General features: G+C 72.9%; 24 protein-coding genes. 19 read left to right on the top strand and 5 right to left on the bottom strand.

All coding sequences use genetic code 11. The features are described 5' to 3' along the window. Nucleotides 1-413: 413 nt before the first annotated feature. Both ACPXCS_RS26830 and ACPXCS_RS26825 read right to left on the bottom strand, forming a co-directional pair. Nucleotides 414-1742, bottom strand: a complete 1329-nt coding sequence (locus ACPXCS_RS26830; protein WP_425950034.1) for a hypothetical protein — start codon at nt 1740-1742, stop codon at nt 414-416. Then, nucleotides 1732-3786 (bottom strand): hypothetical protein, encoded by a 2055-nt coding sequence (locus tag ACPXCS_RS26825; RefSeq protein ID WP_425971036.1) that lies wholly within the window; start codon nt 3784-3786, stop codon nt 1732-1734. The genes ACPXCS_RS26830 and ACPXCS_RS26825 overlap by 11 nt, the downstream gene beginning before the upstream one ends. 463 nt (nt 3787-4249) lie before the next feature. On the opposite strand from ACPXCS_RS26825, the gene ACPXCS_RS26820 reads away from it, so the two are divergent. The 10 genes from ACPXCS_RS26820 (at nt 4250) to ACPXCS_RS26775 (ending at nt 11409) form a co-directional block, all read left to right on the top strand. Beyond that, nucleotides 4250-4975 carry a hypothetical protein gene (locus tag ACPXCS_RS26820; RefSeq protein WP_425950031.1) on the top strand — a complete coding sequence of 242 codons (726 nt, stop codon included), beginning with the start codon at nt 4250-4252 and terminating at the stop codon, nt 4973-4975. Nucleotides 4976-4992: 17 nt separating this feature from the next. Continuing rightward, the gene (locus ACPXCS_RS26815; RefSeq protein ID WP_425950029.1) at nt 4993-5925 is read left to right on the top strand and encodes a hypothetical protein; all 933 of its coding nucleotides are present in this window, start codon (nt 4993-4995) and stop codon (nt 5923-5925) included. Continuing rightward, nucleotides 5922-7229 (top strand): CpaF family protein, encoded by a 1308-nt coding sequence (locus ACPXCS_RS26810; protein WP_425950027.1) that lies wholly within the window; start codon nt 5922-5924, stop codon nt 7227-7229. The genes ACPXCS_RS26815 and ACPXCS_RS26810 overlap by 4 nt, the downstream gene beginning before the upstream one ends. A gap of 49 nt (nt 7230-7278) precedes the next feature. Next, nucleotides 7279-8229: a type II secretion system F family protein gene (locus ACPXCS_RS26805; protein ID WP_425950207.1), complete on the top strand. Its 951-nt coding sequence runs from the start codon at nt 7279-7281 to the stop codon at nt 8227-8229. Further along, nucleotides 8226-9149 carry a type II secretion system F family protein gene (locus ACPXCS_RS26800; RefSeq protein WP_425950025.1) on the top strand — a complete coding sequence of 308 codons (924 nt, stop codon included), beginning with the start codon at nt 8226-8228 and terminating at the stop codon, nt 9147-9149. Before ACPXCS_RS26805 ends, ACPXCS_RS26800 begins: the two co-directional genes overlap by 4 nt. 56 nt (nt 9150-9205) lie before the next feature. After that, nucleotides 9206-9457: a hypothetical protein gene (locus tag ACPXCS_RS26795; protein WP_031107180.1), complete on the top strand. Its 252-nt coding sequence runs from the start codon at nt 9206-9208 to the stop codon at nt 9455-9457. 29 nt (nt 9458-9486) lie between these two features. Beyond that, nucleotides 9487-9948 (top strand): TadE family protein, encoded by a 462-nt coding sequence (locus tag ACPXCS_RS26790; RefSeq protein WP_425971033.1) that lies wholly within the window; start codon nt 9487-9489, stop codon nt 9946-9948. Then, nucleotides 9948-10415 carry a TadE/TadG family type IV pilus assembly protein gene (locus ACPXCS_RS26785; RefSeq protein WP_425950023.1) on the top strand — a complete coding sequence of 156 codons (468 nt, stop codon included), beginning with the start codon at nt 9948-9950 and terminating at the stop codon, nt 10413-10415. Before ACPXCS_RS26790 ends, ACPXCS_RS26785 begins: the two co-directional genes overlap by 1 nt. Beyond that, on the top strand, nt 10412-10882 hold the full coding sequence (locus tag ACPXCS_RS26780; RefSeq protein ID WP_425950022.1) for a pilus assembly protein TadG-related protein: 471 nt from the start codon (nt 10412-10414) through the stop codon (nt 10880-10882). The genes ACPXCS_RS26785 and ACPXCS_RS26780 overlap by 4 nt, the downstream gene beginning before the upstream one ends. Nucleotides 10883-11181: 299 nt before the next feature. Further along, a complete protein-coding gene (locus ACPXCS_RS26775; RefSeq protein WP_425950020.1) occupies nt 11182-11409 on the top strand; it encodes a hypothetical protein in 228 nt (75 codons plus the stop codon). A gap of 85 nt (nt 11410-11494) precedes the next feature. Here ACPXCS_RS26775 and ACPXCS_RS26770 read toward each other — a convergent pair whose 3' ends face one another. Further along, nucleotides 11495-11821, bottom strand: coding sequence for a hypothetical protein (locus tag ACPXCS_RS26770; RefSeq protein ID WP_425950018.1), 327 nt, complete (start codon nt 11819-11821; stop codon nt 11495-11497). A gap of 168 nt (nt 11822-11989) precedes the next feature. Here ACPXCS_RS26770 and ACPXCS_RS26765 point away from each other — a divergent pair, with 168 nt between their 5' ends. The 4 genes from ACPXCS_RS26765 (at nt 11990) to ACPXCS_RS26750 (ending at nt 17654) form a co-directional block, all read left to right on the top strand. Further along, a complete protein-coding gene (locus ACPXCS_RS26765; protein WP_425950017.1) occupies nt 11990-14989 on the top strand; it encodes a BTAD domain-containing putative transcriptional regulator in 3000 nt (999 codons plus the stop codon). After that, the gene (locus ACPXCS_RS26760; protein WP_425950015.1) at nt 14986-15714 is read left to right on the top strand and encodes a prepilin peptidase; all 729 of its coding nucleotides are present in this window, start codon (nt 14986-14988) and stop codon (nt 15712-15714) included. Before ACPXCS_RS26765 ends, ACPXCS_RS26760 begins: the two co-directional genes overlap by 4 nt. Before the next feature lie 70 nt (nt 15715-15784). Further along, nucleotides 15785-16984, top strand: coding sequence for a cyclic dehypoxanthinyl futalosine synthase (gene mqnC, locus ACPXCS_RS26755; protein WP_425950013.1), 1200 nt, complete (start codon nt 15785-15787; stop codon nt 16982-16984). Nucleotides 16985-16991: 7 nt separating this feature from the next. Then, nucleotides 16992-17654 (top strand): imidazolonepropionase-like domain-containing protein, encoded by a 663-nt coding sequence (locus tag ACPXCS_RS26750; RefSeq protein ID WP_425950012.1) that lies wholly within the window; start codon nt 16992-16994, stop codon nt 17652-17654. A gap of 9 nt (nt 17655-17663) precedes the next feature. On the opposite strand, the gene ACPXCS_RS26745 is transcribed toward ACPXCS_RS26750, so the two are convergent. After that, the gene (locus ACPXCS_RS26745) at nt 17664-18683 is read right to left on the bottom strand and encodes a chitinase (protein WP_425950010.1); all 1020 of its coding nucleotides are present in this window, start codon (nt 18681-18683) and stop codon (nt 17664-17666) included. Between the two features lie 209 nt (nt 18684-18892). On the opposite strand from ACPXCS_RS26745, the gene ACPXCS_RS26740 reads away from it, so the two are divergent. Genes ACPXCS_RS26740 through ACPXCS_RS26725 form a run of 4 tightly spaced genes read left to right on the top strand, consistent with a single transcriptional unit; the run spans nt 18893 to nt 23332 of the window. Beyond that, complete coding sequence (locus ACPXCS_RS26740) at nt 18893-19294, top strand: hypothetical protein (RefSeq protein ID WP_425950009.1); 402 nt, start codon at nt 18893-18895, stop codon at nt 19292-19294. Between the two features lie 14 nt (nt 19295-19308). Beyond that, entirely contained in the window at nt 19309-21525 is a 2217-nt protein-coding gene (locus ACPXCS_RS26735; RefSeq protein WP_425950007.1) for a bifunctional polysaccharide deacetylase/glycosyltransferase family 2 protein, read from the top strand. After that, the gene (locus ACPXCS_RS26730; protein ID WP_425950005.1) at nt 21525-22640 is read left to right on the top strand and encodes an acyltransferase family protein; all 1116 of its coding nucleotides are present in this window, start codon (nt 21525-21527) and stop codon (nt 22638-22640) included. The genes ACPXCS_RS26735 and ACPXCS_RS26730 overlap by 1 nt, the downstream gene beginning before the upstream one ends. Beyond that, on the top strand, nt 22637-23332 hold the full coding sequence (locus tag ACPXCS_RS26725) for a demethylmenaquinone methyltransferase (protein ID WP_425950004.1): 696 nt from the start codon (nt 22637-22639) through the stop codon (nt 23330-23332). Before ACPXCS_RS26730 ends, ACPXCS_RS26725 begins: the two co-directional genes overlap by 4 nt. On the opposite strand, the gene ACPXCS_RS26720 is transcribed toward ACPXCS_RS26725, so the two are convergent. Beyond that, nucleotides 23319-23657 carry a PASTA domain-containing protein gene (locus ACPXCS_RS26720; protein WP_425950002.1) on the bottom strand — a complete coding sequence of 113 codons (339 nt, stop codon included), beginning with the start codon at nt 23655-23657 and terminating at the stop codon, nt 23319-23321. The genes ACPXCS_RS26725 and ACPXCS_RS26720 overlap by 14 nt on opposite strands. Nucleotides 23658-23895: 238 nt before the next feature. Between ACPXCS_RS26720 and ACPXCS_RS26715 the strand changes: the two genes are divergently transcribed. Then, nucleotides 23896-25179: a geranylgeranyl reductase family protein gene (locus tag ACPXCS_RS26715; RefSeq protein WP_425950000.1), complete on the top strand. Its 1284-nt coding sequence runs from the start codon at nt 23896-23898 to the stop codon at nt 25177-25179. Nucleotides 25180-25263 lie beyond the last annotated feature (84 nt).

Below are 25263 nucleotides of genomic sequence, written 5' to 3'. Positions count from 1 at the left end.
CCGGGAGGATCGGCTCAGGAGAGGGACGCTATCGCTAGTTCGATCCGGTGGTACCGGACCGATCCCCTCAGCCGCGCGGAACACCCTGACATTGCGAACAGGACGAAGGGCACCGGCACGCCGCTCACGGCCACTGCCCAAGCAGGCAGCAGCCGGCCCGGTTGAGACAGGTACAGACAGAGCGTGAGCGGGGCCGTCGTGGTGCGGGCGAAAGTCTTCGCCTCGTCGGTCCTGCCGGGGCGCTGCTCCGCCAAGGTCATCAGCACGCGCGGAGCGGGATCGCTGCCACGCCGAACAGGCCACCGTCGCCATGACCAACACATGCAGCCTCGTGCCAATTGCAACGGCGACGGCAGCCGCGGTGATGCCTGATGCGAAGCAAGCTGCCTCGGCTCGCCGCGCGCGTTTCGCGCTCATCGGTTCGTACGTCGCCGCAGGACCGTGCGCCGTCGCTCCCCCGCGAGACTTCCGGTCGCGCACCGGCGCAACCCCGCCGTCACCGGCAGCAGCGACCCGTACCCGCTCACCGCCCACGGACTCCGTCCGGGCGGGACCTCGAAGTAGGGGACCGTGCGGCCCGACGCGTCCCTGTCGGTGAGGACGCTCGGGGCGCGGCGGTCCCGCAGGGTGTCCGCGCACTCCTGGCACACCGCCACGTCGAGCCCGTCGCGGCGGCCCAGCCGGCGCCAGTGGGTGCGGAGGGCGGCGCGGCCGTGCCGCGGGTCGAAGAAGCAGAGGGGGAGGCCGGGGGAGCCGGTGAGGGCTGCGTGGCCCTCGTGGGTCAGGGCCAGGACGCCCGCCAGGTCCGGCAGGCCGCGCGCCTCGTCGAGGACCTTCCCCGCGGCGGCGTACGCGTCGAGGGCGTTCTGCAGGCCGGGGGTGGTGGAGGCGTCGGCGGCCCGGGTCGCCTCGCCGAGTGCCAGCACCTCCGCCTCCGCCCGGCTCCGCAGCCGCGACTCGTCGGCGGCCCGGGCCGTCGCGAACACCAGCTGGGGGACGGCCGGGGAGGTCCTGCGGGCACGGGCCAGCGCGCGGGCGGCGAAGGCGGTGAGGGCCAGCACCGGGACGGCGACGAGCGGCCAGAGCCACCAGCGCCCGGCGCCGTTGGAGGACGGTCCGGACGCCGGTGGCTCCGAGGCCCGCGCACCGGGGGGCGCCGAGCCGTCCAGCTTCTCCAGCGCCTCCTCGTACCGCTGGCGGCCCTTGCCCTCCGCCACCAGGTCCACGGCTCGTGCGGTCAGGTCCGCCAGGCCCGCGTTCCGGGTCTCCGCCAGGAGGCCGGTGGCGGCCACGGCGTCATGCGCCTGGTGAGTGTCCGCGGGCCACTCGTAGCCCTCCAGGGAATCGGGGAAGTCGCTGTCCGTCGTGATGACGATGAGTTCGCGCCGGTCCGGGAACCGGTCACGGACGACTCCCGCCAGCACATCGGAGTCGCCGTCGAACGCGTCGCCCTTGGTGAGCGGCGTGAGAACGACCTTGATGGGCAGTCCGGTGCGGCGCACCTGCTCAGCCAACTGCCGCTGCCGGGAGGGCGGTACGGCTTCGGCGTAGGCGTCGTCCACATAGACCGGGGAGGTGCGCAGCGCCTGCGCGATGCGCTGTCCCGCGCTCGGGCCGCCACCGCTGTCGGCGTCGCCGTCGGCGGCCCGGGCGGTGGCCGTGGTGAACGCGACCAGGGAGAGCGCCGCCGGCAGCAGTGCCGTGAGAACGGCGGCGGCAAGGCGCCTGACGTCAGTGGACACCGGCGGTCTCCCTCACCTTGGCGACGAGCCGGGCCAGGCCGTGGGGCAGAGCGGTCAGCGGGCCGTCGGTCACGTCGTAGTACGGCAGGCGGTCCTGGCCCGAGGACGGGCCGGGCAGCCTCAGCAGACGGCCCGGGACGCCGGTCGGGTCTGCGATGGCAGCGTCGCGGCAGAAATCACAGACGGGGAGCAGGCGGCGGGCGGGGCCCTGCGGGGAGACACGGACGTGGTGGCGGCTCACGCCGGGTCCGTGGAGGGGGTTCACACCGCAGCACAGGTCCGTCGGGTCGCCCGACAGCGCGGCGCGGCCCGCTCGGGCGAGCACGATGACGGTGACCAGGGTCGCGGGGTCGACGGCCGGCTCTCCGAGGCGGCCGGGGTCGCCGTCGACGAGGAGCAGTGCCGCGTCGAGGAGGTCCCAGGCCTGACCGGCTTCGTCCCGGTCGGTGAACTCCTGGACGAGTGCCGTCAGTTCGGCGCGGGCGGTGCGCCGGAGGTAGGACTCCGACGGCTCGGTCGGTGCCGTGAGGGGCAGGTGGTGGGTCGGCTCGGGGACGGGGGAGCGCCACCGGCGCAGACCGTCGAACGCCCACATCAGTCCGGTCGCCACACAGAACAGCAGCAGAGCGAGGCAGGCGCCGACGAACAGGCCGGGCCAGAAGTCGGTGGCGAACAGGGGCGGCAGGGTGTTCTCGCCGGCGGCGCTCGGGGCGGGGGCCGGATCCGTCTCGAGCTGCGGGCGGTCCGTGCGGGGGGCCTCGTCGAGGAAGGTCATGAGCCTGTCGAGGCGCTCGCCGAGGAGGTGGTCGTCCGCTTCGTCGGCTCTGCTGTCGCCGAGGGTGACGGAGTCCGGCAGGTCGAAGGAGATACGGCTGGAGTCGATGCGCAGGCCGTAGTTGTAGAGGTCGATCGAGCCGTCGTCCGGGTCGGCGACGACGTACACCCCGTCCCGGCCCGTCCGGTCGTGCACGGCGGCGGCGAAGAGCCACGAGTCGCCCGCGGCCTCGCTCTCGGGCGTCTGCGGCACGAGCGCGACGTACACCGGGCCGCCGCCCGCGGAGCGCCGGAAGTCCCGGATGCGGTCGTGCAGCCGATCCAGCCCGCGGTCGTCGAGCACGCGGGGGCTCTCCGGGTCGGCGTACACGGGGTTCTGCCGCAGACCCGCCGCGACGCGTTCCACGCGGGCGGACAGGTCGGCGGGCGTCGGCGGCTCGGCCGCGCTCGACCTGGTCTGGTCGAAGACGGCCGGAGCAGTGAGGGCGATCACCGCGGCGGCGAGGGTGGCCGCGCCGGGCACGACCCACCGGGGGAGGCGGCGCTCCGCCCCGGCACGCCGGCGCCGGCGCCGCACGAGCCCGGCGCCGAGCAGGATCATCAGCGGTACGCCGGTCAGCAGGATCCCCGTGAGGAAGGACTGGTCGGAGCGGTCGGACGGGCCGATGTACAGCTCGGCGGGCTCGGCGTCCGCGTATGTCTCGCGAGCGGCCTCGGCGCGTGCGGCGGCCTTCTCCTCGCCCTGTGCGACGACCTCGACGAAACGCTCGAAGCTGCGCAACGGGCCGGCGTCGTAGGGGAGCTCGTACAGCGCGACGGTGGCGGCGGCGTCGGCGGGTGCGCGGACGCCGTAGGCCGTGGCCTCCGCGAGGTCCGTCCCCTCGTACAGGACGTACAGCCCGTCGCGCCGGAGCCGGTCGTGGACCGCGCCGAGCAACTGCTCGGCGTCCGTGCTGCTCTGCGTCGGCAGGACCAGGACGTAGGTGGGGACGCCGGTCTTCTTCGCGAGCCTGGCGAACTCGGGCGCCGTCGACCGGGGCACCTCCCGGGGGAGTTGGTCCGTGACGTGGACGGGGTTCTCCCGGAGGCGGTCGGCGAGATACGCCGCCTGGGTGGGGGCGACCGGGGAGTCGGCCCGGGCCGGTGTGGCGGTTGCGAAGACGGCCGTCAGCGTGCAAAGGGCCAGGAGCAGCCGCAGGACTCCGCCGCGCCCGCTGCCTTCCACTCGAATACGCCCAGCGTGCGCGCTGTTCGTCGTGACTGCTCTCACCGGTGAGCTCCCCCGCTGTCCGATCGCTGTCCGCGCGGCACTCTACTAAGGGCTTCGCGAGTGCTACAGATCGACGGTGGGCGAGGGGGAACCATCACGACGAGGTCCCGGATTCGTGAGTGAATCGTGCAGGCATCATGGCCGCCGCGTAACCAACAGGCCGTCTGTCGCAGCTTGTTGGGAAGGTGGCGGATTCGCTGGCGCACAGACGCCGGAGTGCCGTCCGGCCGGGGCCGGGCGGGTCGTGGGGCCGTGGGCGTTGCAGAGGGACAACGGGCCGCAACCTGGGGCTGGTGGGGCCGGACGCGCCTTGAGGGGCTTATGTGCGGCTGATACGGTGCCCTGGCTTGACACTCACTTCGGCGCTGGCTATTCGGCCAGCTCAGGCGCTACGTCAGCGGGCCGAGAAGTGCGAAGTGTCCCATTTTGTAGAGAACTTCTTGGGTGTACGGGGAGCGGTTGCGTGAAGATCCAAGAGCGTACGGGGGCGGGCGCAGGCCGTTCCGCCGTTCCGGCTCAGCCCTCGGTCGGCGACCGCCTTCCCACACCGCCTCGCGAGCGCAAACCCGCTCTGGCCGCCCTGGCCGTCCTGCTGATCCTCGTGGGCGCGCTCGGCGCGACGATGCTCGTGCTGCAGGCCGGCGACCGGATCGAGGTCGTCAAGGTGACGAAGGAGATCCAGGCCGGTGAGTCCGTCGGCGACAACGTGACCTCCGTCATGGTCGCCGCCGACGAGAGCATCAACTACGTCAAGTGGGAGCAGCTGGGCACCCTCAAGACGCTCAAGGCCAAGTCCACGATCTACCCGGACACGGTCGTGATGGGCCAGATGTTCGCCAAGGCGGCCACCCTCCCCGCCGGCAAGGCCTCCGTCGGTCTCGCGCTGAAGGAAGGCCACTACCCGGCCGACATCAAGGCCGGCGACATCGTCTCCGCCTACCGCGTCGGCGCGACGGGGGGCTCCGGCTCGAACAACTCCGAGGGCAACTCCGGTACGGGCGGCACCTCTTCCTCCGGCGGCGCCCTCGTCGACGACGCGCGCGTCAACACCGTCGCCGAGGACGACGACGCCACCGTGAGCACGGGCAACCTCTCGCTCACCCTCCTCGTCGACCAGGCCGACGCGGCCGCGCTCGCCACCGCGGCGGCCGCGGGCGAGGTCGCCATCGTGCACGTCCCCGGCAACTAGAAGGCGGCACCCACCCCATGGCGCTCATCGCTCTCGCCGCCGACAAGGGTTCCCCCGGCGTCACCACCGCGGCCGTCGCCCTCGCGGCGGTCTGGCCGCGGCGCGTCCTGCTCGCCGAGACGGACCCGGCGGGCGGTGACCTCGTCTACCGCAGTGCGGCCGCGCACGGCGGACCGCTCAACCCCAACACCGGCATGCTCTCCATCGCCGCGACCGCGCGCCGCGGCCTCGTGCCGGACCAGCTGTGGGACCACGTCCAGCCGCTCAGCGGCGGGCTGGAGGTGCTCGTCGGGCTCGGCATCGCCGAACAGGCCGCCGGGCTCGCCGGGTTGTGGCCCACCCTCGGGCACGCCTTCGCGTCCCTGTCCGACTCCCCGCACGCCGCCGCCGACGTCATCGCCGACTGCGGACGCATCAGCGGCGACACCCCGGCCGTCGAGCTGTTCCCGCACGCCTCGCTCGTGCTGCTGCTCTCCCGCACCGAACCGGAGTCCCTGGCGCGGGTGCGCGACCGGGCCGCCGCGCTGGCGGGCAAGCTGCACGGCGGTCCGCGCGGCGCCGCGAGCCTCGCCAACCCGGTCATCGGCGTCGTCCTGATCGCCGACACCGGCACGGCGGGCAAGCTCGCCTCGCAGGTCAACGACATGCTGGTGCACGCCCAGACCGGCGCCCGCGTGCTCGGCACCATCGCCGACGACCCGGCCGGCGCCGAGCAGCTGGCCGGCCGCAGGCGCGGCCGTCTCGACAAGTCGCTGCTGATCCGCTCGGCCCGCAAGGTCGCCGCCGACATCCACCAGCAGTACGGCGCCGCCTGGGCCGCCTCCGCCCAGGCGAACCAGGCCCACCACGCCCAGCAGGCTCAGCACACCCAGCAGACTCAGCACACCCAGCAGGCTCAGCACGCCCAGCACCACGGCCGGACGCAGGGCCACGCGGGGGCCGGCACATGACCGCTGTCGACCACCAGTTGGTCAAGCGGTTCCGTCAGGACGCCGGCGACCGCATCGCCGAACAACGCCGGCAGGACCAGCTCAACAACGTCACTCCGATGTCCACGGAGGACGAACGGCAGTACGCCCGCGCCGTCATCGCCCAGATCCTGGAGGAGTACGCCCGCGCCGAGATCAACGCGGGCCGTACGCCGCTGGACGCCGAGACCGAGGAGCAGTACGCGGCCGCCGTGCACGCGGCCCTGTTCGGCGTCGGCCGGCTCCAGCCGCTGCTGGACGACCCCGAGGTCGAGAACATCGACATCAACGGCTGCGACCAGGTCTTCGTCGGATACGCCGACGGGCGCGAGGTGAAGGGCGACCCGGTCGCCGAGACCGACGAGGAGCTCATCGAGCTCATCCAGGTGCTCGGCGCCTACTCGGGCCTGTCGTCCCGGCCGTTCGACTCGGCCAACCCGCAGCTGGACCTGCGGCTGCCCGACGGGTCGCGCCTGTCGGCCGTCATGGACGTGGCCCGGCGCCCGGCGCTGTCCATCCGCCGCGCGCGCATGGGCAAGGTGTTCATCTCCGACCTCGTCGGCAACGGCACACTGACCCCCGAGGTCGCCCACTTCCTGGCCTGCGCGGTCCGCGCCCGCAAGAACATCATGATCGCCGGCGCCACCAACGCCGGCAAGACCACCCTGCTGCGCGCCCTCGCCAACGAAATCCCGCCGCACGAGCGCCTCATCACCGTCGAGCGGGCCCTGGAGCTCGGCCTCGACACCTTCCCCGACCTGCACCCCAACGTCGTCGCCTTCGAGGAGCGCCTGCCCAACTCCGAGGGGCAGGGCGCCATCTCGATGGCGGAGCTGGTGCGCCGGTCACTGCGTATGAACCCCTCGCGCGTCATCGTCGGTGAGGTCCTCGGCGACGAGATCGTCACCATGCTCAACGCGATGTCCCAGGGCAACGACGGCTCGTTGTCCACGATCCACGCCAACAGCTCCAGCGAGGTGTTCAACCGTATCTCCACGTACGCGTTGCAGGCCTCCGAGCGGCTGCCCATCGAGGCCAGCCAGATGCTGATCGCCGGCGCCGTGAACTTCGTCGTCTTCATCCAGCGGCGCAACGACTTCGTCAACGGCGGCCGCCTGCAGCGCATGGTCACCTCCGTCCGCGAGGTCAACGGCGTCGACGGGCGCGTCCTGTCCAGCGAGGTGTTCGCGCAGGCTCCCGACGGCCGGGTCGTGCCGCACGCCCCCCTTGCCTGCCTGGAGGAACTGATGGCACACGGCTACCGGCCGACCGGGACCTGGGGGTGAGCCGGGGGTGAACACCACGACGCTCGCCGCACTCGGCTCGCTCGGCTCCATGGGCGGCCTGTTCTCCACCCAGATCCTGTACTCGACCGTCAGCGGTGTCGCCGTCGGCGGCGGACTCGCCCTGCTGCTCGTCGCCGTACGCGGGCTGCCCGCCAAACCCGACCACGAGAAGCAGAAGGCCGCCCAGCGGGCGAGCGAACTGCTCCGCTTCGCCGGGCAGCGCGGCTCCCTCGCCGCGATCGTCGGCCTGGTCGTGCTGCTGCTGACCCGCTGGGCGGTCGCCGGCATCGCGGCCGGTGTCCTCGTCTTCTTCTGGGACCGCCTCTTCGGCGGCGCCGGCGAGGAGCGGGCCGCCATGCGCCGCGTGGAGGCCCTGGCCTCCTGGACGGAGTCCCTGCGCGACACCATCGCCGGCGCCGTCGGCCTGGAGCAGGCCATCCCGGCCTCCGCCCGCGCCGCGGCCCCCGTCCTGCGGCCCCACCTCGACGCCCTCGTCGACCGGCTGCGCGCCCGCACCCCGCTGCCCGAGGCGCTCCAGCAGCTCGCCGACGAGATCGACGACGCCTCCGCCGACATCATCGTCGCGGCCCTGATCCTCAACGCCCGGCTGCGCGGCCCCGGTCTGCGCCAGGTGCTGGGCGCGCTGGCCAAGTCGGCCCGCGAGGAGGTCGACATGCGCCAGCGCGTCATGGCCCAGCGCGCCTCGACCCGCCGCTCGGTGCAGATCGTCGTCGCCGTCTCCATCGCCTTCGTCCTCGGCCTGTCCATCTTCAACCGCGACTTCGTGGAGCCGTACGGCACGGCGGTCGGCCAGCTGGTCCTCGCCTGCGTCTGCGGCCTGTTCGCGCTCGGCTTCTGGTGGCTGCGCAAGCTGTCCACCATCGAGACGCCCGAGCGCTTCCTGGTCCGCGACCAGGCGGGCGTCCAGTTCGTCCGTCCCAGGACGCCGTCGCAGCAGTCGCAGCAGACGCTGCCGCAGGAAGAGGGGGCACGCCGGTGAACCTCACCATGCCGCTCGTCGTCGGCGCCGTCATCGGCCTCGGCCTCTACGCCCTCGTCCGCGCCCTCATGCCCGGCAAGCGCAGCGCGATCTCGCAGGTCGCGCGGATCGACGCGATGCGGGCGCGCGGCGCGGCGTACGAGTCGGCGCGCGTCGAGCGCGAGACGGGCCGCCTGGGCGCGCTGCGCGCCGAAGTCGGCCTGCGGGTCGGCGAGTTCTACCTGCAGCAGGGCTGGGAGCAGCGCTCGCTGCGCGCCGACCTCGCGGTCCTCCAGCGCAGCTGGGAGAAGTTCCTGGCGACGAAGGTGCTGCTGGCGGTGGCGGGCCTGTTCTTCGGCCCGTTCCTCTTCGCCGTCGTCTGGACCCTCGGGTTCGGCAGCAGCCCGATCATCCCGGTGTGGCTGGCCCTGCTGTGCGCGGTGGTCTTCTTCTTCCTGCCCGACCTGGAGGTACGGCGCGACGCCGCCGAGAAACGGCGCGACCTGCGGCGGGTGATCGGCGCCTACCTCGACCTGGTGTCGATGAGCCTGGCCGGCGGGCGCGGCCTGCCCGAGGCCCTGATGGCGGCGGCCGAGGTCTCCGACGGCTGGGCCAACCAGCGCATCAGGAACGCCCTGTCCGACGCCCGCATCACCGGCGTCAGCCAGTGGCAGGCGCTCGGCCAGCTCGGCGAGGAGATCGGCGTGGAGGAGCTCAAGGACCTCTCCGCCTCCCTGGCGCTGGTGGCGGACGACGGCGCGAAGGTGCGCGAGTCCCTCGCCTCCCGGGCCGAGACCATGCGGCACCGCGAACTCGCCGAGATCGAGGGCAGCGCGGGCGAGAAGTCGCAGTCGATGCTGGTGGCGCAGCTGCTGCTGTGCGCCGGGTTCCTGGTGTTTCTGATCTTTCCGGCGGCGATGCGGGTGTTCCAGGTGCAGTGAGCCGGCCTTCCCGACCGAAGAACCTCCCCGAACCGATCTCGAAAGGACAAGACGTCATGAACGGACGCACCTTCCACACCGGCATCCCCGCCGTGGACTTCCTCGTCACCTTCCTCCAGGCCCGCACCGAGCGGGCCCGCTCCGGCGAGCTGGACCGCGGTGCCTCCGCGGTCGAGTGGGTCATCATCTCCGCGGTCGTCGTGGCGATCGTCGGCGTCGTGGCCGCCATCATCAACGCCGCGCTGAGCGAGGGCGCCAACAAGGTCGGCGACTGCATCAAGGGCGCGGACGCGGGCAAGACCTGCTGACCTGCTCAGGGACAACGGGGTTCACTGGGATGCCGGCAGCGCTGGGCAGACGGATACGCCGCAGGGTGGAGGCCGCACGGAGACGGGCGGCCGCCGGCGGCGACTCGGGCATGACCGCGATCGAGTTCGTGCTGCTCACCCCGGTCCTGTTCTTCATGATCTTCGCGACCGTGCAGTTCGCCCTGTACTTCTTCGCGGACCACGTGGCCCAGGCGGCGGCCCAGGCGGGCGCGCGCAAGGCGCGCGCCACGGCCGACGAACAGCCGGGGGGCTGGCGGGGCGAGGCGCGGGACGTGGTCGACAGCTACATCCGCCAGCTGGGCCCGCAGCTGGTCCTCTCGCCGGACGTGACGATGCTGCAGCCGGAGCAGAACACGGTGGGCGTGGAGATCGAGGCACGCGTCCCCACGGTCTTCCCCGGGCTGGACCTGACGGTGCACGCGCAGTCGGTGGGGCCGGTGGAGCGGTTCGTCCAGGAGGAGGGGAACTGATGCCCGGCTCTTCTTCCCTTCCGGGAAGCCACGGTGGCCGCGGTGGCCGTGGGGTCCGTCGCGGCCGCCGGAGGGGCGACGACAGCGGTCTGTCCACCGTCGAGGTCGTGATCCTCGCACCGGTGATGATCCTGTTCATCCTCGTCCTGGTGGCCTTCGGCCAGCTCGTGGACGGCCGCGGAGCCCTCGACGGCGCCGCCCGGGACGCGGCCCGCGCGGGCTCCATCCAGAAGAACCACGCCCTGGCCATGGCCGAGGCGAGGAAGGCCGCCGAGGCCAACCTGGCGGACGTCTGCTCCGGCCCGGTCTCGGTCGTCCAGACCAGCCAGGGCTTCGAGCCGGACACCATCTTCACCGTCGAGGTGAGCTGCCAGGTGCGGGGCCTGGCCATGCTCGGCCTGGACGTCCCGACACGGCTGACGGCCAGCTTCAGCTCCCCGCTGGATCCCTTCCGGAGGTCGGCGTGAGAGAGGTTCTGCGGGCCGGGCGCACCTGGTGGGCCGCGCGCCGGACGCACCTGGACGACCGCGGCTCGGGCGCCGGCGCGGTCATCGTCTTCGCGCTGGTCTTCCTCTCCCTCTCCGCGTTCGTCATCGACGGCGGCCTGTCCATCTCCAAGCGTGAACGCGCCGCCGACATCGCCGAACAGGCCGCCCGCTACGCCGCGCAGGACATCGACCGCGAGGCCCTCTACGAGAACGAGGGCGGCCCGGCCCCCATCAACTTCGAGAACTGCGACGCCCGTGTGAAGGCCTTCGCCCGCGAGATGGACATGACGGGCGCGGACATCGCCGCGACCCACTGCGTCGCGGCGGACGCCGACGCGGTCGAGGTCGAGGTGCAGCTCACGTACTCCCCGGTCTTCACGGGGATGTTCTACGGCGGCGACGTGACCGTCCACGGCCAGGCGGTGGCGGAGAACCAGGTCGGCTGACGACCCGGGCCGGAACCTTCCAGGGATCTGCACACCGTTCACCGCGAGGTCGCGGAATCACCCGGCGCGAACCGGTCCCGGCGCATTTCCCCCGCCGTACGTCACCCGCGTGTACGGCGACGCGGCGGATGATGTGAAGAGAACGGGCCGGCCGGTGACCGAACGACCACACACATGAATACGGACCCGTCGTTCCACCCCACCCGAATTACCGCAGGCTGGCCGTCCGTTCTTCCCGCGTGCTTTGATCGGTGGCGCTTGAGCACCTCGAATTTTTGAAACGAAGGGAACCGCCTTCCATGGCCTTCACCCCGCAGATCGAGACCGCCCCGATGTCCGACGCCGAGCTGGACGGCATCGCCGGCGGCCAGGCGGGTGTCGCCGCGGGCGCCGGCGCCGCTGCCGGTCTCTACGTCGAGACCACGGCCGCCGGCCTCACCGCCGGCGTCGGTGGCGGCGTGGGCCTCACCGTCTCCCCGCAGGGCATCGCGGCGGACCTGCACCTCAACGCCGCGGTCGCTTCCTGACGCAGGCGGCGCGACGCACGAAGAAGGCCCCGGTCGTCCGCGACCGGGGCCTTTTCCGTATGCCCCGGCCGGGGGCGGACAGCGGCTACTTCTTCTTCCGCTTGTCCTCGGTCCTCATGGCGTCGTCGACCTTCTTGGTGAGTTCGTCGTCGAGCTTCTTGAACTCGCGCACGACGGCGTCGGACATACTCGCCAGCGCGTCCAGCTGCTGCGTGATGTCCTCGCGCCCGTCCTCCCAGTTGGATTCGAAATCCCCGAGCGCGTCATTGACGCTGCCGTCGCCGATGTCGTCCTGGTAGGACTCGAAAAGCTTCTTGGTGTGGTTCAACCGGGTCCTGAGGGAACGCAGTCGCCGACCGAATCCCTCCAACTCGGTCAGCGGGAGCGCGAGATCACTCTTGCCCTGTCCCATACGGTCCCCCCACGTCCAGCACTCTGATCGTCCCAGCACCGTATCCCGGCCCTGATGTGCTCCCCAACGGCAAGTCCATAAGATCTCTGTAGGCTCAGCACACCCACACCCCACAGCTCGGCCTCACGCAGTCCACGTACGTCCCCTCACGACCCCAGGACACCCGCCATGCCGCGACGCCGCACCTCAAGCTCGTCAAGCCCGACGGGAGACCCGACGGGAACGACGGCCCCGAGGAACAGGACGCCGCAGCCGGTGCGCATCCGGCGGCGGACGGTCGGGGACTTCGTCAAGGCCTTCCTCGCGTTCGTCGCACTGGCCGTGCTCCTCGTCGGCGTGCCCCTCGCGCTCGCCACGCAGATCGGATGGCCGCTGCCGAACGGCGTGCCGAGCCTCGACTGGCTTCAGCAAGAGATCACCGTCCACACGTTCCTCAACATCCTCACCGTCATCGTGTGGCTGGCGTGGGCGCAGTTCACCGCCTGCGTGCTCGTGGAGATGAAGGCCGCGCTGTCCGGCGTCGGCGTCCCGGGACGGGTGCCGGGCGCCGGACCCAGCCAGCTGCTCGCGCGCCAGCTCGTCGCCGCGCTGCTGCTCGTCGGCGCCACCGCCGCCAGCCTCACGCCGGGGCTGTCGCAGCTCGGGCAGGGGTACGACGCCCCGCAGCAGCCCACCGTGGCCGCCGCCCAGGCCACGCCGGGCCTCTTCGCCCAGCAGCAGGAACAGGCCTCCGGCGCCGCGGCCGCCCTCGCCGAGCAGGCCTCGCACGCCGCCGCCCACGCCGAGGCCGGCGGCAGCACCACCCGGCAGGACGACACGAAGTACTACCGCATCCAGCCGCCGGAGGGACGCCACCACGACTCGCTGTGGGAGATAGCCGAACGCCACCTCGGCGACGGGCGCCGCTACAAGGAGATCTTCGAGCTCAACAAGGACCGCGTGCAGCCGGACGGCTCCAGACTCTCCGAGGCCAGTCTCATCCGGCCCGGCTGGATCATGGAGATGCCGGGCGACGCCCGCGGCGGCGAACTCGTCGAGATGCCCGACGAGGCGCCGAACGTCTCGCCCGACGTGCAGCAGCAGATCGCCGACTACGCCCGGACCGGCGACCACGCCCAGGGCGGCGGCGGATCCGGCGCCCGGGACGGCGGGGCATCCGGCGCCCAGGGCGGCGGGCACGAGCATCCCGGCGGCGGCGCCGCCCAGGTCTCCGTGCCCGAGCAGCGGCCCGCCCCCGACGGCGACCGGCAGCAGGCCACGGCGTCCACCGAGTCCGACAGCTCCTTCGGTCTCCCCGAGGCCCTCCTGGCCGCCCCCCTGCTCGCCGCCGGTCTCCTCGGCGCCCTCGGACGGCGGCGCCGGCAGGCGCTGTGGCAGTCGGCGTTCGGCTCCGTCGGCGGGCGGCGCGGCATGGAGCCGCCCACGCCGAGCGGGGACGCCCAGGACGTCCAGGACGCGCTGCTCGTCGGCGCCGACCCCGAGGGCGTACGGCTGCTCGACCGGTCGCTGCGCGGCCTCGCCGCCTCCCTGGCCGAGGAGTCGCGGCCGCTGCCGGTCGTGTACGCGGCCTGGCTCAGCAACGGCGACCTGCACCTGCAGCTCGCCCAGCCGTCGGGCAAGCCGCCCGCGCCCTGGCAGCAGGGGCAGGACCAGACGTTCTGGATGCTGGCCCGCACGGACGCCGAGGGCTACGGCGACGTCGACACGGCCGCGCCCTACCCGGGGCTCGTCAGCCTCGGCACCATGGACGACTCGCGGCTGCTGCTGAACCTGGAGGCGGTGCCCGGCATCGTGTCCCTCTCCGGCCGGGAGGCCGACCGGGCCGCCGTCTTCGCCTCGGTCGCCGCCGAACTGGCCACCAACGGCTGGTCCGACCGCATGACCATCACGCTCGTCGGCTTCGGCGAGGACCTCACGCCGCTGGCCCCGAACCGGATCAGGCACCTGGAGGACGTCGAGGCGCTCGTGGAGACCATGGAGGCCGAGACGCGGCAGCGGCGCGGGGCGCTGGGCGCCGCCGGGCACGACTCGGTGCTCACCGGGCGCACCGGGCCCGCCCGGCACACCCGTTGGGCCCCGCACCTCGTCCTGCTCGCCGCCCAGCCGTCCGCCGAGGACGCCGTCAAGCTCGCCGAACTCGCCGCCGAGGCGAGCCGGCTGGGCATCGGCTACCTCGTCGGCACCGAGACCGGCGAGCTGCCGGGCGCCGCCTGGGAGATGGAGATCACCGGCGAGGGCAAGCTGCTCGCGCCGCTGCTCGGCCTGGAACTGGACGCCCAGGTGCTGCCCGCCGAGCAGCAGCACGCCGTCGTCGAGCTGTTCGTCGAGGCCGACCCCGAGCGCGCGAGCGACGGGCCCGCGACCACGCCGCCGTTCCTCGTCGACATCAGCGAGCAGGGCCGCCCGGCCGTCTACGCCCGGCTCGTCGGTCCCTACGAGATCATCGGCCTGGACACCCCGGACGGGGAGCGCAGCGCCCTGCTGCACGAGGCGCTGGCGCTGCTGCTCCTGCACCGCGAGGGCGTGCACCCGCGGGTGCTGTCCTCGGCGCTGTGGCCGCGCGGAGTCACCGACGACGTGCGCGGCGCGCTGCTGGACCGGCTGCGCGACTGGCTCGGCACCGACCCCGACGGCACCCCCCGCCTGACCACCGACGGCAGCGGCCGGCTCACGCTCGCCAAGTCGGTCGTCTCCGACCTGGACGTGCTGCGGTCGCTGTACCACGAGGCCACGCAGGGCCGGGGCGCCGGCAGCCGGGCCGTGCGCGGGCGGCTGCTCACCGACGCGCTGGTGCTGGTGCGCGGTCCGCTGCTCGCCGACCGGCCCGAGGGCCGCTACCGGTGGCTCACCCACGAGATCGTCGACGCCCAACTGCCGTTGCTGGTCGCGGACACCGGGCTCGCGCTGTGCGCGTTCCACATGGAGAAGGGGCGCGCGGAGAAGGCCATCGAGGCCCTCGGCGCCGCGCTGCGGACCGCCCCGGAGGACGAGCGCCTGTGGCAGGAACTGCTGCGCGCGACCCACGCCACCGGCGACCGGGACCGGCTGACGGCCCTCGCCGGCGACCTCATCGGCCGCAGCGGGGCCCGCGGGCTGCCGCCGCGCACGGAGGCGCTGCTCGACGAGCTGCTGCCGACGTGGCGTGACGCGATCGCGGCGGTGGGATGAGCACCGGGCTGCTGGTCCTGGCCGCCGCGCTGTGGGGCGCGGCGGCGGGAGCGTCGCTGCCGCGCGCGGCCTACCGGTTCTCGGTGCCGTCGGGTGAGCCGTGGCGCGAGGAGTGCCCCGGCGGGCACGCGGTCGCCGGCTGGCTGGGCCCGGCCTCCTGCCGGTCCTGCGCAAAACCCGGGCACGGCCCGCGCACGGCCCCCCTGGCGATCGCCACCGCCGCCGTCTGCGCCGCCCTCGCCGCCGCGACCGGCACCCGCCCCGAGCTCGCCGTCTGGCTGCTGCTCGCCCCGGCCGGCGTGCTGCTGACGGTCGTGGACTTCCGCGTACGGCGCCTGCCCGACCCGCTCACCCTGCCCTTCGCCGCCACCGCCCTGGCCCTGCTCGGCCTCACCGCCCTCGTCCCCGAACACGCGGGGCGGTGGACCACCGCACTCCTCGGGTCGCTGGCCCTGGGCGGCGGCTACTTCGTCCTCTTCCTCATCAACCCGGCGGGCATGGGCTTCGGCGACGTGAAACTGGCCCTCGGCGCGGGCGCCGTCCTCGGCTGGTACGGCTGGGCCACGGTGATGCTCGGCACCCTCGCCGGCTTCCTCCTGGGCGCCCTGTACGGCCTGGCCCTGGTCCTCACCCGCCGGGCCACCCGCAAGACGGCCATCCCCTTCGGCCCGTTCCTGATCACCGGCGCGCTCCTGGGCCTGCTGGTGGGCGCGTACACGGCCTGACGTCCAGCCCCTCGAACCCCTGGCGTACGCTGGCCTGGTCCGTCCACAACCCTTACGAAAGGGACGCCCGGTGACCGAGAAGGCCGACCTTCAGCCCATCCTCGACCGTGCTGCCGCCGGTGGGCGGATCACCCCGGACGAGGCGCTCGCGCTGTACCGGGACGCCCCGCTGCACGCCCTGGGAGCCGCCGCCGACGCCGTACGGCGGCGCCGCTACGCGGGGACCGAGCACATCGCGACGTACATCATCGAGCGCAACATCAACTACACCAACGTGTGCGTCACGGCCTGCCGCTTCTGCGCCTTCTACGCCGCGCCCAAGGACACCGCCAAGGGCTGGACGCGCGACCTGGACGACATCCTGCGCCGGTGCGCGGAGACGGTCGAGCTGGGCGGCACCCAGATCATGTTCCAGGGCGGGCACCACCCGGACTACGGCGTCGAGTACTACGAGAAGCACTTCAAGGCGATCAAGGACGCCTTCCCCCAGCTGGTGATCCACTCCCTCGGCGCGTCCGAGGTCGAGCACATGGCCCGGATCTCCAAGGTCAGCGTCGAGGAGGCCATCCGGCGCATCCACGCCGCGGGCCTCGACTCCTTCGCCGGTGCCGGCGCCGAGCTGCTGCCCGAGCGGCCCCGCAAGGCCATCGCCCCACTGAAGGAGTCCGGCGAGCGCTGGCTGGAGATCATGGAGATCGCGCACAACCTGGGCGTGGAGTCCACCTCCACCATGCTCATGGGCACCGGCGAGACCAACGCCGAGCGCATCGAGCACCTGCGCATGATCCGCGACGTCCAGGACCGCACGGGCGGCTTCCGCGCCTTCATCCCGTACACCTACCAGCCCGAGAACAACCACCTGAAGGGCCGCACGCAGGCGACGCTCTTCGAGTACCTGCGCATGATCGCCGTCGCGCGGCTGTTCATGGACAACATCGCCCACATCCAGGGCTCCTGGCTGACCACGGGCAAGGAGGTCGGCCAGCTCTCCCTGCACTACGGCGCCGACGACCTCGGCTCGATCATGCTGGAGGAGAACGTGGTGTCGTCGGCCGGTGCCAAGCACCGGTCCAACCGGATGGAGATCATCGATCTCATCCGCAAGGCCGGGCGCGTGCCCGCGCAGCGCTCGACCACCTACGAGCACCTCGTCGTGCACGACGACCCGGCGAACGACCCCGTCGACGACCGCGTGGTCTCGCACATCTCCTCCACGGCCATCGAGGGCGGCACGGCTCACCCCGAGCTGAAGCTGCTGGCGTCCAACTGACCCGATCGTGCTGACGATTCACACCGCCCCACTGGTCCTGCCGGTGGGCGCGGCCCCCGTCGCGGACGGAGCCGTCGCGGTCGACGGCGACCGGATCACGGCCGTCGGGCCGTACGAGGACGTCGCCGACGAGGCGCCCGGCGCGCGCGTGCGGCGCTGGCCGGGTGTGCTCACACCGGGGCTGCGCCAGTGGCACCCGCTGTGGCTGTTGCGCCAGTGCTACCACCCCGACCCGCGCGAGGCCGGCGAGCTGGGCGAGGAGCCCCTGTGGGGCGAGCGGCTGGCCGCCCTCGGCGACCTCGGCGAGACCCGCTGGGCGGGCAGCGTACGGCGCGGCGTGCAGCGCATGCTGCGGTACGGCACGACGGCGGTCGCCTCACCCGGGGCCCGGTTCCGCGACCCGCTGGTGGCCATGGCCGTCGCCCGCTGCGGCCTGAGCGTCGTCGGCACCACGGACGCCCCCGGTTCGCTGCTCGGCGAGCGGCCCGACCTCGACCCGTTCGCCGAGGGCCACGACCTGACGGGCACGGTCCACGCCCCGCTCGGCATCGGCGGCCGCGCCGACCTGGCCGTGTTCGACGTGCCCGACGAGACGGCCCTGCGCGAGCGCGGCGCGGTCACCTGCGTGGCGACCGTGCTGGGCGGCCGGCTGGTGTACCGGGCCCGCTGACGCCGGGGTTCAGCCCGCGAAGGCCCTGCCGAACGCCCCCGAAGCCTGTGTCACCCCACTGCAGTCGGTGGCCGCCTCGTCCGTCGCGGTGCCGGCCGCGCACTGCCGGTCCCGGGCCGCCGACCACATCGACACCCAGGCGATGCCCTTGTCCTCGGCGAAGGCGCGGACCTCGGCCGCGTCGGCGAGCGTGAAGGTCTCGCCCGCCACGTCGTTGACGCCGATCATCGAGGTGAGCGCCATACCCCGCCAGGCCTCGGCGTCCGACGTGCCGAAGACCTTCCGCAGCTGCGTGTGCGCGGCCCTGGCGGCGGTGAGCGCGTAGCCGCCCATGTCGCCGTCGTAGGAGGAGCCGTAGTTCATCGTCATCAGGTTGACGGTGGCGACCCGCACGCCGTGGTCGTTGGCCGAGGCGAGCAGCGCCAGGCCGTCCTCGTCCAGGCCGGAGGGCATCACCGGCAGCGTGAACGAGACCTCCACGTCCTCCCGTTCCTCCTGCAGCCGCGCGATCGCCTGCGAACGCAGCGCCACGGACGCCGAGTCGGACAGCTCGTCGCCCTCGATGTCGAAGTCGGCCAGGGTGGTGCCGGCCGCGTCGAGGGCCTCGCCGTAGGCCGCCGCCAGGACGGAGACGCTGTCGCAGGCCGCCGCGAGTTCCTTCCCGGAGGCGCCGCCGAAGGAGACCCGGACCCGGCCGCCGTCCTCCTTGAGCGCCGCGACGCGGGCGGCGACCGCCGTGTCGCGCAGGGCGTGGCTGCCGCTCCAGCGCGGCGTGCAGTCGCCGTCCCCGGCCACGACGAAGGCCAGGTTGTATGTCGTGGGGGAGCCGGCCGCGTCGGTCGCGGCGGCCTCGGTGGCGCTGACGTACGGGGCGTACGCGGTGCCGGACCCGGCGGCGGCCGAGGTGCCGGGCGACGCCGTCGCCGCGGGGGCGGCGCGGGCCGGGCCGTCCTGGCCCGAACAGCCCACGAAGGAGGCGAGGGCGATCAGACAGCCGATCCCGGCGGCCGGTCTGCGAAGACTCCTCATGACGCGCGCTCCCGTTCTCGTGAGGTCTCGGAGGTCGAGGCTCAGTACGTTTCCCAGCCGCAAACGTCTCACGACGGTGGGGGCACATGACGCGTTCCGTGGGCGTTCTCGAGAACTCTCAGAGAAGGGACAGCTCGCGCCGTTTCTCATGGCTCTCACACAGGGAAACCTGAGTTTAGGTCACATGAAGCCGCCCTAGTGTCCGGGGAATGCATTCCGAGCCCGCCATCGAGAACCGCGCCTCTCGCGGTCGCCGCCGCAAACGCGGCAACGGGTCGCCCGAAGGGCCCGTGTTCGTCGACACCTCCGGACGCCGCGCCCGGCTGCTGCGCCGGATCGGCCTTGTCCTGGGGGCCGTCTGCCTCGGGTACGCGGCCGTGCTCGGCGCGGCCTTCATGGGCTGGGGCACCTCGCTGACACCGGCGCAGTTGCTGCCGTTCGCGGGTGCGGGGCCCGGCGGCGGCCCCGGCGGCCCGGGCCCAGGTGGTCCGACGGTCCCGGCCGGGGCGGGCGTCCCGACGGCGCCGCCCCCGTCCGGAGCCGGAACCGCCGTGCCCTCCCCGCGACCGACCGCCTCCGCCGCGGCGTCCGCCGCCGCGGTCGCCGGCTGACCGGGGGCCGCCCCATGACCACGACCACCCCCTCCCGCGGCCGCCGCCGCGCCCCCTCCCGGATGGAGCGGGCCGCCGGCCGGGCGGCCGCGCTGCAGAGGCCGCGCGTCGTCCTCGCCCTGCTGCTCCTGCTCGCGCTGGTCTGCGTGATGCTCCTCGACGGCTATCTGCGCGCCGAGGTCGGCGGCGACCAGCGCGTGCGCACCGGGGCCAGCTCCGGTGACGTACCCGACGACATCCTGGACGGCGGGCCGATCCTCACCTTCCGCGGCGGCCAGGCCACGACCGTGTCCGTGCCGGACCGGACCATCGCGCTCACCTTCGACGACGGCCCCGACCCCACCTGGACGCCCCAGGTGCTGGCCGTCCTGGAGGAGTACGACGTGCCCGCCACGTTCTTCGTGGTCGGCTCGATGGTGTCGCGCTACCCGGACATCGTGGACGACCTGGTCGACCAGGGCCACGAGGTGGGGATCCACACCTTCACGCACGTCGACCTGTCGTACCAGAGCGACGCCCGCGTGCGGCGCGAGATGGAGCAGACCCAGCTCGCGCTCGCGGGCGCGGCCGGCATCACCACGACCCTGTTCCGGGCGCCCTACTCCTCGCAGACCGACGCCATCGACAACTACAGCTGGCCCGTGTACCGAAAGCTCGGCGAGGAGGGCTACACCAGCGTCTTCGTCGACACCGACAGCGACGACTGGAAGCGGCCGGGCGTCTCGAAGATCGTCCAAGGGGCCACACCGGAGAAGACCGAGGGCGCCTCGGTCCTCTTCCACGACGCGGGCGGCGAACGCTCCCAGACCATCGCCGCGCTGCCGGAGTACATCGAGAAGATGCGGGCGAAGGGCTACACCTTCACCACCGTCAGCGGCGTCCTCGACGAGCAGCGGCAGGCCTCGGCCGGGGCGCCGCAGGCCCGGGGCTCCCGGCTCCAGGCCGCCCACCGCGAGGCGACCGGCACGCTCCTGTACGAGGGCAAGGCCCTGGTCGCGGCCGTCGCCGTCGCCGAGGCCGCCGTGCCGACGCTGTCCGTCGGCCTCATGGTGGTCGGCGTGGCCGTGCTGGGCCGCTTCGGGATGATGCTGCTCCTGGCCCGCCGCCACCACCGGCAGCGCAACCGGCGCCGCTTCGGCTGGGGACCGCCCGTCACCCGGCCGGTGAGCGTGATCGTCCCGGCGTACAACGAGAAGGAGTGCATCGCCAACACTCTCAACTCCCTGGCCGCGAGCACCCATCCGATCGAGATCATCGTCGTCGACGACGGTTCGACGGACGGCACGGCCGACATCGCCGAAGCCCTCGGCATGCCCAACGTCCGGGTGATCCGCCAGGCCAACGCGGGCAAGCCGGCGGCGCTCAACAACGGGGTGCGCAGCGCCCGGTACGACATCGTCGTGATGATGGACGGCGACACCGTCTTCGAGCCGGACACCGTGCGGCAGCTGGTGCAGCCCTTCGCCGACCCGGAGGTGGGCGCGGTCGCGGGCAACGCCAAGGTCGGCAACCGCGCCACCGTCATCGGCGCCTGGCAGCACATCGAGTACGTGATGGGCTTCAACCTCGACCGCCGCATGTACGACCTGCTGCGCTGCATGCCCACCATCCCCGGCGCGATCGGGGCGTTCCGCCGCGAGGCGGTGCTCCAGGCGGGCGGCATGAGCGAGGACACCCTCGCCGAGGACACCGACATCACCATCGCGCTGCACCGCACCGGATGGCGGGTCGTCTACCAGGAGCACGCCCGCGCCTGGACCGAGGCACCGGGCTCCCTGAAACAGCTGTGGTCGCAGCGCTACCGCTGGTCCTACGGCACCATGCAGGCGCTGTGGAAGCACCGCAGGTCCCTGACGGACCGGGGGCCTTCGGGCCGCTTCGGGCGGGTCGGGATGCCGCTGGTGGTGCTGTTCCAGATCGTCACACCGGTCTTCGCCCCGCTGATCGACGTGTTCACCGTCTACGCGATGATCTTCGTCGACCTCAGGGCGTCCCTGCTGGCGTGGGCGGCCGTGCTCGGGGTCCAGCTGCTGTGCGCGGCCTACGCCTTCCGCCTGGACCGCGAGAAGTACCGGTACCTGCTGATGATGCCGCTGCAGCAGCTGGCCTACCGGCAGATGATGTACCTGGTCCTCATCCACTCCTGCGTCACCGCCCTCACCGGCGGCCGGCTGCGCTGGCAGAAGCTGAAGCGGACCGGCGAGGTCGGCACCCCGGCGGGGGCGCCTTGATGGGAGCCCACCGCAAGGGCGCCGTGGCCGCGGACCGGATCCGCGCCACGGCGCCGGCCGGCCGCGACCGCTACTTCGACACGCTCCGGGCGGTCGCCCTCGTCCGGGTCGTCGCCTATCACACCTTCGAGTGGGCCTGGGCCGGACTGGTCTTCCCCTCCATGGGGGTGATGTTCGGCCTGGCCGGCAGCCTGATGGCCCGGTCCCTGCGGCGCCCCGCCCCCGGGGTGATCGCGAGCCGGGTCCGCCGGCTGCTGCCGCCCTTCTGGTTCTGGGGCCTCTTCGTGACCGGCGCGATGCTGGCGCACGGCTGGATGCCGGGCCGGCAGATCGTCTACTGGGTCGTGCCGCTCGGCGACCCGCCCGGCAGCGCCCGGGGCGAACAGGCCTGGGAGATCGTCTGGTACCTGCGCACCTACCTGTGGTTCGTGCTCCTGTCCCCGCTGCTGCTGCGGCTGTTCCGGCTCGCCCCCGTCCCGGTCCTGCTGGCCTCCCTCGCCCCGGTCGTCGCCCTCACCCACCTCTGGCGACCGCCGGACGGCCGGCTCGGCGCGGCCCTCACGGACCTGGCGACCTTCCTGTGCTGCTGGCTCCTCGGCTTCGCGCACCACGACGGCGTCCTGGCCCGGCTCAGGCCCGCCGCGGTGCTCCCGCTCGCGGCGGCCGCCCTGGCGTACGGCGCCTGGTACGCCCTGGCGCACCGGGCCGGGTACGGCACGTACGACCTGGACGAGAACCCGCTCGCGCAGGCCTTCTGGTCGGCCGGGTTCGTGACGCTGCTGATGTACGCCAAGGCCCGTCACGGCACCGACTTCGCTGCCCTGGCCCGGCACCGGCGTCTCGACCGGCTCGTGACGCTCTTCAACGCCCGGGCGGTGACGATCTACCTGTGGCACGAGATCGCGCTGATCCTGGCCGTGCCGCTGATCGACCGGTTCTGGGACGTGCCCGCCTTCGAGGCGCATCTGCCGCTGGACAGCCAGTGGTTCCTGTTCGGCGTGGCCTGGGTGCTGATCGCGGTGTTCGTGCTGCTGTGCGGCTGGGTCGAGGACGTGGCGGCCCGGCGCCCACCCCGGCTCCTGCCGTGCGGGCGTACTGCAACAATGGGCCCGTGACCCGCGCATCCCTGGACAAGCAGCCGCACGAAGTCGCCTCGATGTTCGACGACGTGGCGGAACGGTACGACCTGACCAACGACGTGCTGTCCCTCGGCCAGGACCGGCGGTGGCGCAAGGAGGTCGCCAAGGCGGTCGACGCGCGCCCGGCGCAGAAGATCCTCGACCTGGCGGCGGGCACGGGCACCTCCTCGCTGCCCTTCGCCCGCACCGGCGCCTACGTGGTGCCCTGCGACTTCTCGCAGGGCATGCTCCAGGTCGGCAAGCAGCGCCGCCCCTGGCTGCCGTACACGGCCGGCGACGCGACGCGGCTGCCCTTCAGGGACGACAGCTTCGACGCCGTCACCATCTCCTTCGGGCTGCGCAACGTGCAGGACACGGACGCCGCGCTGCGCGAGATGCACCGGGTGACCCGGCCCGGCGGGCGGATCGTGATCTGCGAGTTCTCGCACCCGACGTGGGCGCCGTTCCGCACCGTCTACACCGAGTACCTGATGCGCGCCCTGCCGCCGGTGGCCCGGGCCGTGTCCTCCAACCCCGACGCCTACGTCTACCTCGCCGAGTCGATCCGCGCCTGGCCCGACCAGCCCGCCCTGGCGCGGCGGCTGGGCGGGGCCGGCTGGTCGCGGGTGGCCTGGCGCGACCTCAGCGGCGGGATCGTCGCGCTGCACCGGGGTTTCAAGGAGAGCTGATCCCGGCGGCGGCCCGGTGGTCGCCGGGCATCAGGGACGCGTCGCCCGGTTCGTCCAGCTCCCGCCGGAGACCGCCCCGGGGCGGACGCGGCAGCCGCGGCTCGTGGACCCCGCCGCCGCCCTCGCCCGGCCCGAAGTCGAACCACACGTAGACCAGCGAGTCCCGCGGCACCTCGGCGCCGGGCTGCGGGTACTGGCGCACGACGTAGTCGACCACGGCGAGAGAAAGGTCGGGCCGGTCCGGCGCGTTGAGCAGCAGCCCCCGGGCCCGGGCCGCCTCCCGTGCGTCCACGGCCATCAGACCCACCAGGCGCGGTACACGCACGTCGGGTGTTTTGCGGGACATGTGCACAGATGTCACCCCCAGCGGTACAGGCAGGGTAACTCCGGCCCCGCGGCGGCCGGAAGCGGCAGATGGCTTTCTGTGACAGACGACTACTGAAGGTGACCGTCCGTGTCGCGCCGGGGGCGGCCCTTCGGCCGGGTGATCAAGTGCGCTGAATAGACTGCCCGTGTCCTGTGCCGGTCGGCACGCAGCTTTCGAACCTTGGGGAGATCCCGCCGTGACCGAGCCCCTCTCCGAAAACACCGCCGATGTCATCGTCGTCGGCGCGGGGCCAGCCGGCTCCACCACCGCGTACCACCTCGCCAAGGCCGGACTCGACGTACTGCTGCTGGAGAAGACCGAGTTCCCGCGCGAGAAGGTGTGCGGTGACGGCCTCACCCCGCGTGCCGTGAAGCAGCTCGTGGCGATGGGCATCGACATCTCGGAAGAGGCCGGCTGGCTGCGCAACAAGGGCCTGCGGATCATCGGCGGGGGAGTGCGCCTCCAGCTCGACTGGCCGGATCTCGCCTCCTTCCCCGACTACGGCCTGGTCCGCAAGCGCGACGACTTCGACGAGCAGCTCGCCCGGCAGGCCCAGAAGGCCGGCGCCCGGCTGTTCGAGCGGTGCAACGTGGGCGCGCCGGTCGTCGACGGCCGCACGGGCCGTATCACCGGCGTGCACGCCAAGCTCGGCGAGGAGAAGCGCGAGGTCACCTTCCACGCCCCGCTGGTCGTCGCCGCCGACGGCAACTCCACGCGGCTCTCCCTCGCGATGGGCCTGCACCGCCGCGAGGACCGCCCGATGGGCGTGGCGGTGCGGACGTACTTCACCAGCCCCCGCCACGAGGACGACTACCTGGAGTCCTGGCTCGAACTGTGGGACCGCCGCGGCGCCCAGGACCGCCTGCTGCCGGGTTACGGCTGGATCTTCGGCATGGGCGACGGCACCTCGAACGTCGGCCTCGGCGTGCTCAACACCTCCGAGTCCTTCAAGGAGCTCGACTGGCGCGAGGTCCTCAAGGCCTGGTGCGCGTCCATGCCGGAGGACTGGGGCTACACCCCCGACAACATGACCGGGCCCATCCGCGGCGCCGCGCTCCCCATGGCCTTCAACCGCCAGCCGCACTACACCAAGGGCCTGCTGCTCGTCGGCGACGCCGGCGGCCTGGTGAACCCCTTCAACGGCGAGGGCATCGCCTACGCCATGGAGTCCGGCCAGATCGCCGCCGACGTCATCGTCCAGGCCCACGCCCGCTCCACCCCGGCCGGCCGCGAGCTGGCGCTGCAGCGCTACCCGCGCGTGCTGAAGGACACCTACGGCGGCTACTACACGCTGGGCCGCGCCTTCGTGAAGCTCATCGGCAACCCGAAGGTCATGCAGATCGCCGCCCAGCGCGGTCTCACGCACCCGCTGCTGATGAGGTTCACGCTGAAGCTCCTCGCGAACCTCACCGACCCGACCGGCGGCGACGCGATGGACCGGATCATCAACGGGCTCAGCAAGGTCGCACCGAAGGCCTGACCGGCCGCCCGGGGCAGGGACGCCGGCTCCCGGCGCGCGCACCTCGGCGCGCCGGGCCGCCGGCCGCCGCGGCGCGCCCTCGTG

Origin of the sequence: Streptomyces sp. DT190 (genome assembly GCF_049846985.1) — a bacterium.
In the GTDB taxonomy this organism is placed as follows: domain Bacteria; phylum Actinomycetota; class Actinomycetes; order Streptomycetales; family Streptomycetaceae; genus Streptomyces.
The sequence above is the reverse complement of the archived record's forward strand: the minus strand, read 5'-3'. Positions and strand labels throughout refer to the sequence as shown.